The following is a 13,318-nucleotide window of genomic DNA, read 5'->3' on the forward strand; positions in this document are numbered from 1 at the left end:
CCTACATCTCCACTCTCAGATTTGATTTAAGCATGTACATTTTCAAATTGACCACAAACAGATGCAATCACATCTTTTAAATAAGATACGATATGAGGGATATGCTCTGGTAACGTATAAGGTGAGATGACAAAAAACTTACTAACACTTAGATAGAATTCTTGACCTTCTTTTGAGTTGACAAGTAAAAACTTCGTTGTATCGCCAAAGAACATCTCATCTCTTTTCTCTCCAAGTTTTTCAAACAGCATTTTGTTCAATTCATTGTTTCGCTCAATTTCCATTGAAGTCGCTTCGCCAGAAATCTCTTCTTGAAAACGCGGTGAGCCGTCTAGGTAAATTCTAAATAATGTAGCCATTCCGACGTTGTCATCATTCACGACTTCTGCTTGCGGAATTTCTCGACTAAGTGCTTCTCTGAAGGCAAGGTTCACTTCTAAGAATTGACCGAGCAAGCGCTGATAGCCTTCAACCCCAAACGTTAAGAGCACACTCAGCATGCTGATTGAGCTTCCCATTCTTGAACACTCAAGTGTATAACCCGTATGGTATTCACCGTAGCCTCTATGGCCAACATATGGTGTCTCTTGTTCCTCCAGGTCCAAACGCTTTAAGTCAGCAGCGTTTTTCACTAAGAATAAACTGGATGTGTAAGGTGTTTGGCCAAGCTTTTGAAAATCAAAGCACATCGAGTCTGCAAGAGAAAGATGCTGGAATTTCGCTTTGATTTCTTTTAGCATACGAAGAACACCGACTGAGAATTGCAGCGGGTTTTCTGATACATCATACTCATTAAAGAAAGCAAAGAATCCACCCAGCGCCGAATCTGCATGAATATGCGGCACCTTCAGATCATACTTTTCAGCAATCGCTTCTGCTGTTTCACGTACCCCTTTGACATCATCAATTGCAATGGCATCTGTTGTTCCGGTTGTTGCCACAATATAAACGGGAATTCCGCCACCCTGTGCAACACGTTCCATTTGACAACGCAAATCTTCCATATCCATTGAATGATCTTTATTCGTCTTAATTCTGATTAAGTTGTTTGTGCCTAGTCCTGTTGCTTCCATTGACTTAAATAAGCTGTAATGTGCAGCATCAGAACAAAACGCATAAAGATTTTGTGGAACTCCTTTTCGCAGTGACTCCGGCGCAGCTTTTGCGATCGCTAAACGAAGTCCTGAAAAAATCGCTCCTTGACCTCCCCATGTTGTATATCCCCCGCTCATATTTGGATCATATCCGATGAGCTTAGACATCATTGAGACCACTCTGACCTCAGCTTCCGCACCTGCTGGTCCATAAACATCCCAAAGGTTGTTTCCGTTTACCAGCATAGCTGTCAGCATGCCTAAAATTCCTGGTGTACTTGCCATTGGCAAAATGTTCGTGAAGAAATACTTGGTGTGGTATGGATGGTTATGTAAAAGCTTCAGTAATTCTTCATTCACAAGTTCCGCTTGCTGGCCGTTCATCGGAATTTGACTTGTTTCAGTGAGCTTTTTGTAAAAATCCTCCCCACGATTCTTTTCACCTTTAAGGTGTGCACGGTTGGGATCTTTCAGGTCATCGACCCCTGAAATGATCTGCTCCATCAATTTGATGAGTTCTTTACGCTCTCCTGCATTTCCATCCTCACTCGGAAACCAGTTCTGAACGAGGTTCTCTGCTCGTACAGTCATATACTATCAATCCTTTCAATGGAAGATTTCCTGTCACTGTCTATATCGACCCCAATTCAGAAGTTTATAGTCTCGATATGTTCACTTAAGTATATTTAGATAATTTGTTCACTTATTAAAATAAATGAAACCCTTAAAAAACACATGAAAACCATTATGTTCACGAAACACAAAAATATATTGATATATTGTATAGGAGGAATTTTTATCCATCGTCTTATTCTATTACATGGCTCATTTTTTTTGTTTAACCTGCATAAACATTAATAAACAATGGAAATACTCTCTAAATGACCATTGTAGAAATTAAATTAATTCTTTAGACTTGTATCTTTTTACCTGTTTTATTGATATAGCAACTGGAAAATTGCTGAATTTTCTGTCAATAATAGGTCAATTTTCATAAAAAGTTTTTCGATGGGCGAATATTTTCATTTCCTCTCCTTTTATTGCTCGGACAGGCTTGCAAAGGCTCTTCACTGGTTATGACTTTTCTATTTGTGCATTTCGTGGTATATTCTAATGGTTCGTTTTCTTTCGTTCCGCCTCTTCCGTTTAACGGAGAAAAGGAGTGTTTATATGAAAACATTTATTCAAAAAAGAGGTCTCGGCTTCTTTCTGATTGCAGCCATCTTACTATGGCTCAAAACGTATTCAGCGTATTTAATCGAATTTAAACTTGGTATATCAAATGTGCTTCAGCATATTTTGCTTTTCGTGAATCCTATTAGCTCCAGCTTGTTCTTTCTTGGCTTTGCTTTATTGTTCAAGAAAAAATGGCAGCCTGCCGCTATCATTGTGATTCACTTTTTCATGTCTTTTTTACTATACGCAAACATCGTGTACTATCGATTCTTCAATGACTTTATCACGCTGCCTACAGTGATGCAGGCAGGAACGAATGGCGGACAATTAGGTGATAGTGCATTTTCACTCATGCGTTGGACTGATGTGTTTTACTTTATTGATACAATCATTTTGATTGTACTTGCAGTCCGCATGAAAAGGCAGCAGCAAACAAGTACAGCCACTGTACCTGTTCAAAAGTCAAAATCGTTTAGACTCGTCCTTGTGTCCTCTGTTGTGATCTTTGTTTTAAACTTAGTTGCTGCAGAGATCGATCGTCCAGAGCTTTTATCAAGATCGTTCGACCGCAATTATTTAGTTAAATATTTAGGTGCTTATAACTTTACTGTGTTTGATGCCATTCAAAATGTGAAATCAAACAGCCAGCGTGCTCTGGCAAATTCAAATGACGTGACAGATGTAGAGAACTATTTAAAAGCGAACAGTGCTGATCCTAACCCTGCTTATTACGGGAAAGCGAAAGGCATGAACGTCATTACAATTTCTCTTGAATCTCTGCAAAACTTTGTCATTGATTATAAGGTGAATGGAAAAGAAGTAACGCCATTCCTTAATTCATTGGCACACGACAACAAAACGTTTTACTTTGATAACTTCTTCCATCAAACAGGACAGGGAAAAACGTCTGATGCTGAATTTATGATGGATACTGGGCTATTCCCATTATCACAGGGCTCTGTTTTTATTAACAAAGCGCAAAACACGTATCAAGCACTTCCTGGCATTCTGAAGAAGGATCAGTACACGTCAGCAGAATTCCATGGCAATACGAAAACCTTCTGGAACCGTAATGAAATGTTTAAGTCGTTTGGGTATGACAGATTTTACGATTCTGAGTACTACGATATGAACGAGCAGGATACGAAGAACTATGGACTGAAAGACAAACCGTTCTTCAAAGAATCGATGCCAATGCTTGAAAACTTGAAGCAGCCGTTTTATTCGAAGTTCATTACCTTATCGAATCATTTCCCATTTGGAATGGACGAAGGTGATACTGATTTCCAACCTGGTGATTTCGGTGACTCTGTCGTCGATAACTACTTCCAATCGGCTCATTATTTAGATGAAGCGATTGAACAGTTCTTCAATGATCTAAAAAAGTCAGGTCTTTATGACAACACAGTCGTCATTATGTACGGAGATCATTACGGTATTTCTGAAAACCATAATGAAGCGATGGAAAAAGTGACAGGACAAAAAATTGGAGATTATGAAAATGCGCAGCTCATGCGTGTGCCGCTCTTTATCCATGTTCCTGGCGTAAAAGGCGGACAGATTCATAAATACTCTGGTGAAGTCGATGTCGCACCAACTCTTCTGCACCTGCTTGGCGATGATACGAAGAACTATTTAATGTCTGGTTCTGATATCTTATCGAAGAACTTTAAAGAGCTTGTGCCATTTAGAAATGGTGACTTCGTGTCTAAGGACTACACGAAAGTAGGCAATAACTATTACAGCAACAAAACAGGCGAGAAAATCGAGCCAACTGATAAGGCATCCCAAGAAAATGAAACGGTGAAAAAGATGCTGGAGACATCTGATAAGATTGTCACCGAAGATTTACTCCGTTTCTACAAGCCTAAAGGCTTTACACCGATTGACCGCAATGATTATGACTATACAAAGAAAGTACAGGATGAAAAGGATTCCTCTTCCGCCAAAGATGAATCCAGCTCTTCTTCAAAATAACGTTCTCATGCTAAGAACCAGCCGATCCTTGATCAGCTGGTTCTTTTTACGTTTGATCATGATTACTCCGGGTATAGGAGAAGAAGGAGGGATATATCATGAAGAAATCAGCAGCTTTTGTCGTGACTGCCTCACTTGCTTCGTCTGCCCTTTTCGCTTTCAGCCCTGCTGTCTCAGCACACGCCATGGTCGCAGAGCAATCCGTTCCTCAAGGTCCAAAAGCCGCACTTAACAACATTTATAAGCTGGCACATAAAGGACAAATGCCCTACTATGCTCAGGGACTGAAAATAGGCGTTCAAACAAAAAAAGACGTTCATCATAAGCTCGGAAATCCATACCCAGAAACAGGTCAAAGCAGCTTTGATTTGTATCATGCGGAAATGGGGAATCCCGGATTTGCTTTTCACTATGATGCAAAAGGCAAAATTGATGAAATCCGTTATTTCGGTACAAATGTAGAAAAAGAAACAAATATCGGCGGTATGACCCCTTCGTTACTAAAGAAACAGCTTGGACCAGCGGATTCAGTGAGCACCATTCCGCAGACAAAAGAGAAAAAATATGTGTATCGAACCGGTGATTATGAGCTCGAATTTATCGTTGGACATGATCCTGATATCAGCCAGCATGAACTCACCGTGCTGCATATCAACTTGATAAAAGCCACTTCTTAAATAAAAAAGCATCCTGAGCGTTTACTCAGGATGCTTTTCTTTTATTATGATGCCACTTCTAATTGCGGCTTTCTTTTCAATTTTCGTTTGAGGACTGGACCTGCTACATAATCAAGACCAAGTTTTCCGGCATTTCCTTTCGCTGCCATGATGAAGACTGCGATCAAAAGAAGCAGCGGGTTCACAGAGACAGTTCCAGCTAGTAAGAAAGAGACATTCATCACGCTTCCAAAAAAGGCTGCCGTTGTTGTGAATAATCCGACAATTAATCCTAGGCCTACTAAGATTTCTCCCCACATGACCATGGCACTAAATAATCCGGCATTCGGCAAAGCGACATTTTCTAAAAACCATACATATAACGGATACACAAGATGACCATCTTTGACGACAGGTTCAGATATCGCAAATTGCAAATAGCCTGATGCATCAAATCCACCTGTTAGTTTTCCAATACCAGATGTCAGCCAAGTCCATCCGATATAAAGTCTTGCTGCCAAAAGGATAACGGCTGCCCATACATTCGTTTGTAAGAATTTTGTAAACATGATGATGCCTCCTTTTAAATTATGTGAAATATTTCACATTTTCTTTATGATCTTATTATACTATGCTATATCTAATTTGTGATCTTTTTCACATATATATTCACAAATTGTTCATGAATATCTAATTGAGGTAAACTTTTCCCTTGCTGAAACCGTCTAAGTCATTTCAGACCGTAAAAAGGGGTTTAATATTGTATGAAAACACTATTTCATTTTGCTTATTTACAGGCCATCTCATGTCTATTCCCCGTCATGATCTTTGCGGCGCTTGCCCTATCAAAGACGGTGTCTATTACTTTTCTTCACCGGTATGATTTCATTCTGCTACTTTGCCTCACGGCTCAGATCCTGATGCTGACGCTGCGGCTGGAGACTTGGGCGGAGCTAAAGGTCATTTGTCTATTTCATCTCATAGGAATCTGTTTAGAAGTGTATAAAGTACATATGGGCTCTTGGTCCTATCCAGAAGAAGCTTATACAAAAATATTTGGGGTTCCACTTTATAGCGGCTTTATGTATGCAAGTGTGGCTAGTTATATTTATCAGGCATTTTTACGACTTCATGTAAAAGTGGCCGACTGGCCTCATCCATTTTTTTCAATTGGCATCAGTTTGTGCATTTATCTCAATTTCTTTACGCATCACTGGCTCTATGATGTCAGATGGTGGCTGACATGTCTGCTTGTTGTTGTGTTTCGGAAAACATCGGTTTCGTTTCAGGTTGGTCCATCTTCCTTTCGAATGCCGCTTGTTGCTTCATTTCTCCTGATTGGCTTTTTTATTTGGATTGCCGAAAATGTCACCACCTTTTTAGGCGCATGGCAATATCCAAATCAGCAGCATGCTTGGTCCATTGTTCATCTAGGGAAAATCAGCTCATGGTTCTTACTCGTTGTGATCAGTATTGTGCTAGTGATCGAACAGCGTAAACAAAAAAACGTTCAGCCCATTTGACCTGGCTGAACGTTTTTTTTAATCTCGATCGACTACCTTACGGAGATCGTCTGCGACAAATTCTACATTCGTTCCAATAATAATTTGTACGGATGTTTTTCCAGAAGTCAGCACCCCTTTGGCACCTGCTTTTTTCAATGTACCTTCATTTAATAAATTAGTATCCTCTACTGTTAAGCGAAGACGTGTGGCACAATGATCAATGTTGGTGATATTGTCTTTGCCGCCAAGCCCCTCTACGAGCATACTCGCCCCACCTGCCGTCACCGCATCATCCGTTGCGATATCTTCCATGTCATCATCTTCCCTGCCTGGTGTTTTCAGCTTTAATAGTTTAATGAGGAAATAGAAAACGACAAAGTACACGACGCCATAAATGATTCCTACTACAAGAAGCAAGATCGGTTTTTGCGCAATACCGAAGCTTAAGACGTAATCAATCGCACCTGCTGAAAAGGCAAAACCGCTATGAATCCCAAGAGTGTTCACAATAAAAAGCGAAAGCCCCGTCAAAATAGCATGGACACCATATAAAAGTGGTGATAAAAACATAAAAGAAAATTCAATTGGTTCAGTGATCCCTGTTATAAATGATGTAAGTGCCATCCCAATCATCAGACCAGCTGTTGCTTTTCGTTTCTCAGGTTTTGCAGTTACAACCATGGCTAGACATGCCGCTGGCAGACCAAACATCATCACTGGGAAGAATCCAGTCATAAAGACACCTGCACTTGGATCTCCTTTAAAGAATCGCGCTAAATCCCCTGTTGCCCCGCTGAATTCACCGAATTGAAACCAAAATAAGTTATTCAAGACATGGTGAAGTCCTAATGGAATGAGCAATCGGTTAAAGAAACCAAACAGCCCTGCACCTGTTGCACCAAGGCTTAAAATCCATTCTCCTAAATCATTGATTACACTTTGAATCGGCGGCCATACATATCCGAAAACGGCTGCTAATAGAATGGTGAAAAGTGCGGTCATTATAGGCACAAGCCGCCTTCCGCTAAAGAAACCTAAGTATTCCGGCAGTTTCGTATCCTTAAATTTATTGTAAACATAACCTGCCAAAAGCCCGCATAAAATACCGCCCAATACACCCATATTGTTGGTTGAGTTAATCGACGTTGTACCGGCTGACAAAATAAAATAAGAGATCGCTCCTGATAATGCCGCTGCCCCGTTCCCATCCTTTGAAATACCAATCGCTACACCCATTGCAAAAATTAAAGCCAAGTTCGCAAAAATTGCATTCCCTGCCGCATGAATAAACGGGATATTGAATACATCCTCCCGCCCAATGGCCAAAATAATCCCTGCTGCTGGAAGTACAGCGATTGGAAGCATAAATGATTTTCCTAGCTTTTGAAAAAACTGAAACACCATCTGATTTCCCCCCTTTGTCATCATCATGACCAAAGCATTCATGATGTTCATAAAAAATATATCATATGCACGTCTAGTTATCTATACCAATTTGTCCACATCCATTTGAATTCCGCTCTTTACTCTTTTTGCGTAAAATGTGGTAAGCTATTGAATAGAATGAAGATATAGAAAGCGGGAATGAACAGTGATTGTCAAACATGATCATGAGTTAGAAGCCTTAAAAAAAGTCGGCCGAATTGTCGCTTTGGCAAGAGAAGAAATGAAAAGCCAAGCGAAACCAGGCATGTCTACAAAAGAATTAGATTTGATTGGGAAAAAAATATTAGAAGAGCACGGTGCCAATTCAGCACCTGAAAAGGAATATGACTTCCCTGGTACCACTTGTATCAGCGTGAACGATGAAGTTGCACACGGTATCCCAAGTGAAAAAACCATTTTACAAGAGGGCGACCTCGTGAACATTGATATCTCAGCAGAACTGGACGGCTATTATTCCGATACGGGCATTTCATTCGTTTTAGGTACAGGTGATGCTCGTCTTGAAGCATTATGTAAGTGTGCGGAAGATGCGTTCCTTGAAGGATTAAAACATGCAAAAGCCGGTAAAAGACAAAACCAAATTGGCCGTGCGGTCTACAATACAGCGAAAGAACAAGGATTTACCGTCATTAAAAACCTGACAGGACACGGCATTGGGAAGAATCTGCATGAAGCACCTAACCATATCTTGAACTACTATGATCCATTCGATAATGCTTTGTTTAAAAATGGCACAGTCATTGCCTTTGAACCTTTCATTTCAACAAATGCTGAATCGATTTATCAGGCTGATGATGGCTGGACATTTAAAACACCAGATAAAAGTCTAGTCGCACAGATTGAACATACCATTGTGATCACTAAAGACGAACCGATTATTTTAACAAAGCTGTAAGCAGCGGGTCCCCTCCTTCACTGAGAGGGGATTTTTTCATGCCCGTTTCACGAATCTGTCACGACTAAACAAAAAAGCCTGTGGTAAAATAGGCAAAGATATGTGAAAGGGGTCTTATTTGATATGTGGTTCATCATCATAGGTGTTATCTTTTTCATCGAAAGTATTATCTTAACGGTTGTAGGGATTAAGAAAAAACAATCCATGATGACCTATCTTGGTGTTGTCATCATGATTATGACGGTCGGCATGATCCTCGTTACCCTCAACCCGCCAAATTCATAAATCAATATTTCCAGCATATACATGGATCATAGGCAGATAGAATCAGTTTTCATTTCTTGACACCTGCACGCTTTTCACGTCCTTTTTTGAGATGTTACAATGCAGGCAGTTTCAATTGAAAGGAGTTTTCTATCATGCATTATGGTAGCAAAGGCTGGTATGTCGAAGAATTAAAGAAGCTTGGTGTGACTAAGCATGAAGGAAGAAAGCTTCAAAGCTTAAAAACATATTTCCTTGCAAATCTTCTTGAGCAAAAGAAACGCAGCTCATAAACGCTGAAAAGCCGTACATCTTAAGATGATGTACGGCTTTTTTTTAAATGTGCTGAATTCGTTTTTCTAAAGACTTCCTCACCACATCTGCTAAAGCATCTACTTCAAGAACAGCTTTCAGTCTCTCTGGACTTGTTTGACGATATTTGACTTCGTTGACCTCATGGACCGTAATGTGATGGGACGCTTTTTCTACTAGTACAAGCGATGCATCAGGCGGCACCATGCCTTCTTTCAATACACGTAAATAAAAGCCTGTATACCCTGTTTTTTGCACTTCCTTTACAAGCTTCATGTTGCCATGCTTAAGAGACAATTTCACACAAGGCTGTCTTGGCTGGCTCACCTCAACAAATGCATCTCCAAGCTGAAACACATCGCCAATATGCACATTCGTTTCGACTAGCTGGCGTACTGTTACATTCTCGCCAAAGGCAGCTTCCTGTAATGGTACCCCTAAAAATTGTTCAAAGTGAGCATAATGATCATACGGAAAGACACAGACAGCTTTATCATAACCCCCATGATGAACCAAATCCCCTTGACCATCTCCTTCAAAATTGATCTGACTTAAATACACAGGCTCATGAATGCGCCTTTTGTTGATGGCTGTTTTGATTTCTTTTCCATTCGCATATGTAATGATAGGTTGTCCCACTTGGATTCCTTCTATGTCGTATCTCTTTTGTCCCACGATGGCCATCTCCTTTGGTTGTCTACTGGCCTTTATTTTACATCGTTTGACAATCAAATCATAGTCGAGGCGTGAAGATCAGATGCAGGCTATGGTACGATGTGAAAAAAGGAGAGATGACCATGATTCATTATCACGCCATTATAAAAGGACGTGTGCAAGGAGTCGGCTTTCGTTATTTTGTTCAGGGAGAAGCCGTCAATCGTGGAATCAAAGGCTGGGTACGCAACACAGATGAAGGTCATGTCGAGTTAAAGGTAGAGGGTGAGCAGCAGAAAGTGATTGATTTCTTAGAGACTGTCCGGAAAGGAAGTCCTTTTTCAAAAGTCACCGACATGCAAATGGAGCCGCTCACCGAGCTTGCTCATTATCAGGATTTTCGAATACGGTCATAAAAAACCTAGCTATATGTAAACATTATTCCTATTCATGATAGTTAGACGGAGCTTTCGTATGATATAGTTCAGCCAGAATTTTCTGGTTGAACTTTTTTTATTTAGATTTAATCTATCAGTAGCCAGGGTAGAACGTACGGAGGCGTGGGACATTGATTCTCAAGTAAACTGTTCACCACCTACTTGTAGGAATATGTTTGAGGCTGGTTGGGACTTAGATCTTCTATAACATCGAATCGGTACGAGTCATGCATAAGATTAATTGGACTGGTTCGATATTGCCTCAAAATAGTCTAGAACTACTTTGCGGAATTCTAATGAAGCTTGCGTCATGTATCGACTTGTATGCCACAATAAAGCGATATCACGTACAAGTTCATGATTCTCAACTTGCAAATATTTAATCTTTCCCCATGATATTTTTGCTGTGCTTGGTATGAAGGCAAGTCCAATTTCAGCTTCTACAAGACTGATCAAACGTGTAGGTTCATCGCCCTCATACACATATTTAAGGTCAATTCCAGCCGATTTGCATACAGAGTCTACTAAATCACGAGTGCCGTATCCTCTTTTCACACCGACAAAGCATTCATCCTTAAGTTCTGTTAAACATACGCTAGTTCGGTCTGCCAGTCGATGCCCATTAGGAACTGCTACAAGAATGGGATCAACAAAGACAACTTGACATTCGATGTCTTCCCCTTGAAAAGGAGAGGACGACAAGCAAAAATCGACTTCGCCTCGATGTAAAAGCGTGACCATTTCCAGTGTGGTCAGCATTTGCACATGAAATTGGATATTAGGACGTTTTTTACGAAACTCTCGCATCATCTGAGGCAAAGTGCTTGCTGTGGTTACCGCAAGCTTTAGTGTACCAGATTCTCCTCTAGACAAATCGCTAATCTCCTGTTTTCCCTGTTCCAACTCAAACAAAGCCCTTTCCGCGCGACGAATGAATTTGTTGCCAAATTCATTTAATCGCAGTTTCCTGCCTGTGCGATCAAATAAAGGTACCCCTAAATCTTCTTCCAGACGCTGAATTGTTTTGCTAAGCGACGATTGCGTAACGTGGAGGCTTCGTGCAGCTTCGGTTACATGCTCTAATCGAGCTACCTCTAGAAAATATTGTAGTTGAAGGAGTTCCATTTCATTTTTTCTCCAATCATTCCTTTTGGTCAATGATATCATAACTTTAAATGCGTTGGAATGAATGTAAAATCCCAAGTAAGATATCAATATAACAAATTTAAAGGGGGAGAAAAAATGAATTCTCGTAGCAGATGGTTAATGATATCCGTTGGACTAGGAATATTATTAAACCCTTTAAATTCATCAATGATTTCTGTTGCTATTGCTAGGTTGCAACATGTGTATAGCATTGATTTTACTGCTGTTTCCTGGATTGTGTTTTCATTTTATATCGCTAGTTCTATCGCCCAACCTGTCATGGGGAAGGCTAGTGATTTATTCGGCCGGAGGAAGATATTTCTGGCTGGTCTTGTTGTATCCTTAGTTTCTTCTATTCTGGCTCCATTTTCTCCAAATTTCGGATGGCTTATTGTGTTCAGAATCGTACAATCCATCGGAACTAGTATGCTGATTGCAGTTGGAACAGCTATAATACGCATTCATATTACAGAAAAACAATCAGATGCTTTAGCAGGTTTATCAATTTTCCTATCCGGTGCGGCAGCTATAGGACCTTTTGCCGGAGGAGTACTTATTCAATGGTGGGACTGGCCAGCGATCTTCATCGTCAATACCCCGTTTGTAGTGGCGAGCTTTATATTATCTTGGAAAATGATTCCTAATGATGGACCAGCAGCAACGGTTTCATGTGACATGTCGTTTCGAAAATTACTGGGTGTGATTGATGTGCCAGGAATTCTGCTTTTTGCGGTGGGTCTGATTGCCCTTCTAGTTGGCTTGCTGGCAGCGAAATCATCTGGGCATTTCTCTATGTGGAATATCGTTGTTGTGCTAATCGGGCTCGTTGCGGTGGGAATATTCGTACGACATGAGCTAAAAACAGTGTCGCCATTTATTCCTTTACGTACCTTCGCCAAATATCCAGGGATGACTTGGGTCAATATACAATACTTGCTAGTTAACTTCCTTTATTATTCACTCTTTTTTGGGATTCCATCATACCTGCAAATGGTACGTCATGTCAGTGCATTCCACACAGGGATTCTTATGTTAACCTTAGGCTTGAGCTCGATTGCAGCTTCGCCAATAGCAGGGAAATGGGTCGGTAAATCAGGACCCAGACCTGCATTGATTGTATCCTCATTACTGATGGTAGTAGGGGCAGTGTGGATCGTGACATGGACGCAAAGTTCACCAGTCATCAGTGTGTGCCTGGCGTTAGCCGCGTTCGGTTTTAGCAACGGGCTAAACGCTGTTGGTATGCAGGCAGCTTTGTTTAAAAGCTCTCCAAAAGAAATTGCTGGTGTAGCATCTGGCCTATTTAATACATCGAGATACTTGGGAACAATTTTATCTTCACTGTTGACAGGTGTCATTATGGGAGGTGCGTTCACCTTTACAGGATTCCGATTGCTGGGGGTTTTCCTAATGGTCATTGCATTGGTTTTAGTATTTATAAGTCTGCGACTCAGATATTCTGAGCAATTGGATGAACCGAGTACAAGCAATTCAAACAAAAAATAAAAATTGGAGTTGAATGTTATAACAACTGTTAATATCAAGGAATGGTCCTCATGGGATCAAACTTGGCAGGGAATGCAAAAGGATAAACAGCCCCAGGGTGAGAAAGTCATCCAGAAGTGGAATGCGAGAGCGTAAACTTTCGCCCATTGTTGTAGTAAGGAAGAGATCTTTTGTGGTCATCATAAATAAAAAGGGATAGATATCTATCCCTTTTTTTTTAATCAATTTAAATGTTCAACACCATATGAGA

General features: G+C 40.5%; 13 protein-coding genes. 8 read left to right on the forward strand and 5 right to left on the reverse strand.

Annotated features, from left to right (window positions below; genetic code table 11):
- Window positions 1–26: 26 nt before the first annotated feature.
- A complete protein-coding gene (locus tag M1D84_RS15110) occupies window positions 27–1,685 on the reverse strand; it encodes a pyridoxal phosphate-dependent decarboxylase family protein (RefSeq protein ID WP_044334637.1) in 1,659 nt (552 codons plus the stop codon).
- A 579-nt stretch (window positions 1,686–2,264) separates the two neighbouring features.
- Between M1D84_RS15110 and M1D84_RS15115 the strand changes: the two genes are divergently transcribed.
- Both M1D84_RS15115 and M1D84_RS15120 read left to right on the forward strand, forming a co-directional pair.
- Window positions 2,265–4,247 carry an LTA synthase family protein gene (locus M1D84_RS15115; RefSeq protein WP_212048764.1) on the forward strand — a complete coding sequence of 661 codons (1,983 nt, stop codon included), beginning with the start codon at window positions 2,265–2,267 and terminating at the stop codon, window positions 4,245–4,247.
- Between the two features lie 98 nt (window positions 4,248–4,345).
- On the forward strand, window positions 4,346–4,924 hold the full coding sequence (locus tag M1D84_RS15120) for a YjgB family protein (protein WP_332285276.1): 579 nt from the start codon (window positions 4,346–4,348) through the stop codon (window positions 4,922–4,924).
- A gap of 44 nt (window positions 4,925–4,968) precedes the next feature.
- Here the strand turns inward: M1D84_RS15120 and M1D84_RS15125 are convergent, their stop codons facing one another.
- Entirely contained in the window at window positions 4,969–5,472 is a 504-nt protein-coding gene (locus M1D84_RS15125) for a DoxX family protein (RefSeq protein ID WP_024424614.1), read from the reverse strand.
- A gap of 195 nt (window positions 5,473–5,667) precedes the next feature.
- Here M1D84_RS15125 and M1D84_RS15130 point away from each other — a divergent pair, with 195 nt between their 5' ends.
- On the forward strand, window positions 5,668–6,426 hold the full coding sequence (locus M1D84_RS15130; protein ID WP_103132782.1) for a DUF817 domain-containing protein: 759 nt from the start codon (window positions 5,668–5,670) through the stop codon (window positions 6,424–6,426).
- Between the two features lie 18 nt (window positions 6,427–6,444).
- Here the strand turns inward: M1D84_RS15130 and nagE are convergent, their stop codons facing one another.
- Complete coding sequence (nagE, locus tag M1D84_RS15135; protein ID WP_103132781.1) at window positions 6,445–7,812, reverse strand: N-acetylglucosamine-specific PTS transporter subunit IIBC; 1,368 nt, start codon at window positions 7,810–7,812, stop codon at window positions 6,445–6,447.
- Between the two features lie 187 nt (window positions 7,813–7,999).
- On the opposite strand from nagE, the gene map reads away from it, so the two are divergent.
- The 3 genes from map to M1D84_RS15150 all read left to right on the forward strand — a co-directional run bounded on the left by map (window position 8,000) and on the right by M1D84_RS15150 (window position 9,306).
- Window positions 8,000–8,749: a type I methionyl aminopeptidase gene (gene map, locus M1D84_RS15140; protein WP_024424611.1), complete on the forward strand. Its 750-nt coding sequence runs from the start codon at window positions 8,000–8,002 to the stop codon at window positions 8,747–8,749.
- Between the two features lie 123 nt (window positions 8,750–8,872).
- Complete coding sequence (locus tag M1D84_RS15145) at window positions 8,873–9,034, forward strand: hypothetical protein (RefSeq protein ID WP_087978305.1); 162 nt, start codon at window positions 8,873–8,875, stop codon at window positions 9,032–9,034.
- 134 nt (window positions 9,035–9,168) lie between these two features.
- On the forward strand, window positions 9,169–9,306 hold the full coding sequence (locus tag M1D84_RS15150) for a YflJ family protein (RefSeq protein WP_064497716.1): 138 nt from the start codon (window positions 9,169–9,171) through the stop codon (window positions 9,304–9,306).
- Window positions 9,307–9,349: 43 nt separating this feature from the next.
- Here M1D84_RS15150 and M1D84_RS15155 read toward each other — a convergent pair whose 3' ends face one another.
- The gene (locus M1D84_RS15155; RefSeq protein ID WP_073204264.1) at window positions 9,350–10,000 is read right to left on the reverse strand and encodes an MOSC domain-containing protein; all 651 of its coding nucleotides are present in this window, start codon (window positions 9,998–10,000) and stop codon (window positions 9,350–9,352) included.
- A 122-nt stretch (window positions 10,001–10,122) separates the two neighbouring features.
- Here M1D84_RS15155 and M1D84_RS15160 point away from each other — a divergent pair, with 122 nt between their 5' ends.
- Window positions 10,123–10,395, forward strand: coding sequence for an acylphosphatase (locus M1D84_RS15160; RefSeq protein WP_073204262.1), 273 nt, complete (start codon window positions 10,123–10,125; stop codon window positions 10,393–10,395).
- A 258-nt stretch (window positions 10,396–10,653) separates the two neighbouring features.
- Here M1D84_RS15160 and M1D84_RS15165 read toward each other — a convergent pair whose 3' ends face one another.
- Window positions 10,654–11,541 (reverse strand): LysR family transcriptional regulator, encoded by an 888-nt coding sequence (locus M1D84_RS15165; RefSeq protein ID WP_073204260.1) that lies wholly within the window; start codon window positions 11,539–11,541, stop codon window positions 10,654–10,656.
- A 117-nt stretch (window positions 11,542–11,658) separates the two neighbouring features.
- Here M1D84_RS15165 and M1D84_RS15170 point away from each other — a divergent pair, with 117 nt between their 5' ends.
- On the forward strand, window positions 11,659–13,068 hold the full coding sequence (locus tag M1D84_RS15170) for an MFS transporter (RefSeq protein ID WP_458106323.1): 1,410 nt from the start codon (window positions 11,659–11,661) through the stop codon (window positions 13,066–13,068).
- The last annotated feature ends 250 nt before the right edge of the window (window positions 13,069–13,318 follow it).

The organism is Bacillus sp. PK5-006 (genome assembly GCF_054161415.1).

Coding starts and splice junctions, on each gene's coding strand:
- M1D84_RS15110 (WP_044334637.1), bottom strand. CDS start 1,685: ATGACTGTACGAGCAGAGAACCTCGTTCAGAACTGGTTTCCGAGTGAG.
- M1D84_RS15115 (WP_212048764.1), top strand. CDS start 2,265: ATGAAAACATTTATTCAAAAAAGAGGTCTCGGCTTCTTTCTGATTGCA.
- M1D84_RS15120 (WP_332285276.1), top strand. CDS start 4,346: ATGAAGAAATCAGCAGCTTTTGTCGTGACTGCCTCACTTGCTTCGTCT.
- M1D84_RS15125 (WP_024424614.1), bottom strand. CDS start 5,472: ATGTTTACAAAATTCTTACAAACGAATGTATGGGCAGCCGTTATCCTT.
- M1D84_RS15130 (WP_103132782.1), top strand. CDS start 5,668: ATGAAAACACTATTTCATTTTGCTTATTTACAGGCCATCTCATGTCTA.
- nagE (WP_103132781.1), bottom strand. CDS start 7,812: ATGGTGTTTCAGTTTTTTCAAAAGCTAGGAAAATCATTTATGCTTCCA.
- M1D84_RS15145 (WP_087978305.1), top strand. CDS start 8,873: ATGTGGTTCATCATCATAGGTGTTATCTTTTTCATCGAAAGTATTATC.
- M1D84_RS15150 (WP_064497716.1), top strand. CDS start 9,169: ATGCATTATGGTAGCAAAGGCTGGTATGTCGAAGAATTAAAGAAGCTT.
- M1D84_RS15160 (WP_073204262.1), top strand. CDS start 10,123: ATGATTCATTATCACGCCATTATAAAAGGACGTGTGCAAGGAGTCGGC.
- M1D84_RS15165 (WP_073204260.1), bottom strand. CDS start 11,541: ATGGAACTCCTTCAACTACAATATTTTCTAGAGGTAGCTCGATTAGAG.
- M1D84_RS15170 (WP_458106323.1), top strand. CDS start 11,659: ATGAATTCTCGTAGCAGATGGTTAATGATATCCGTTGGACTAGGAATA.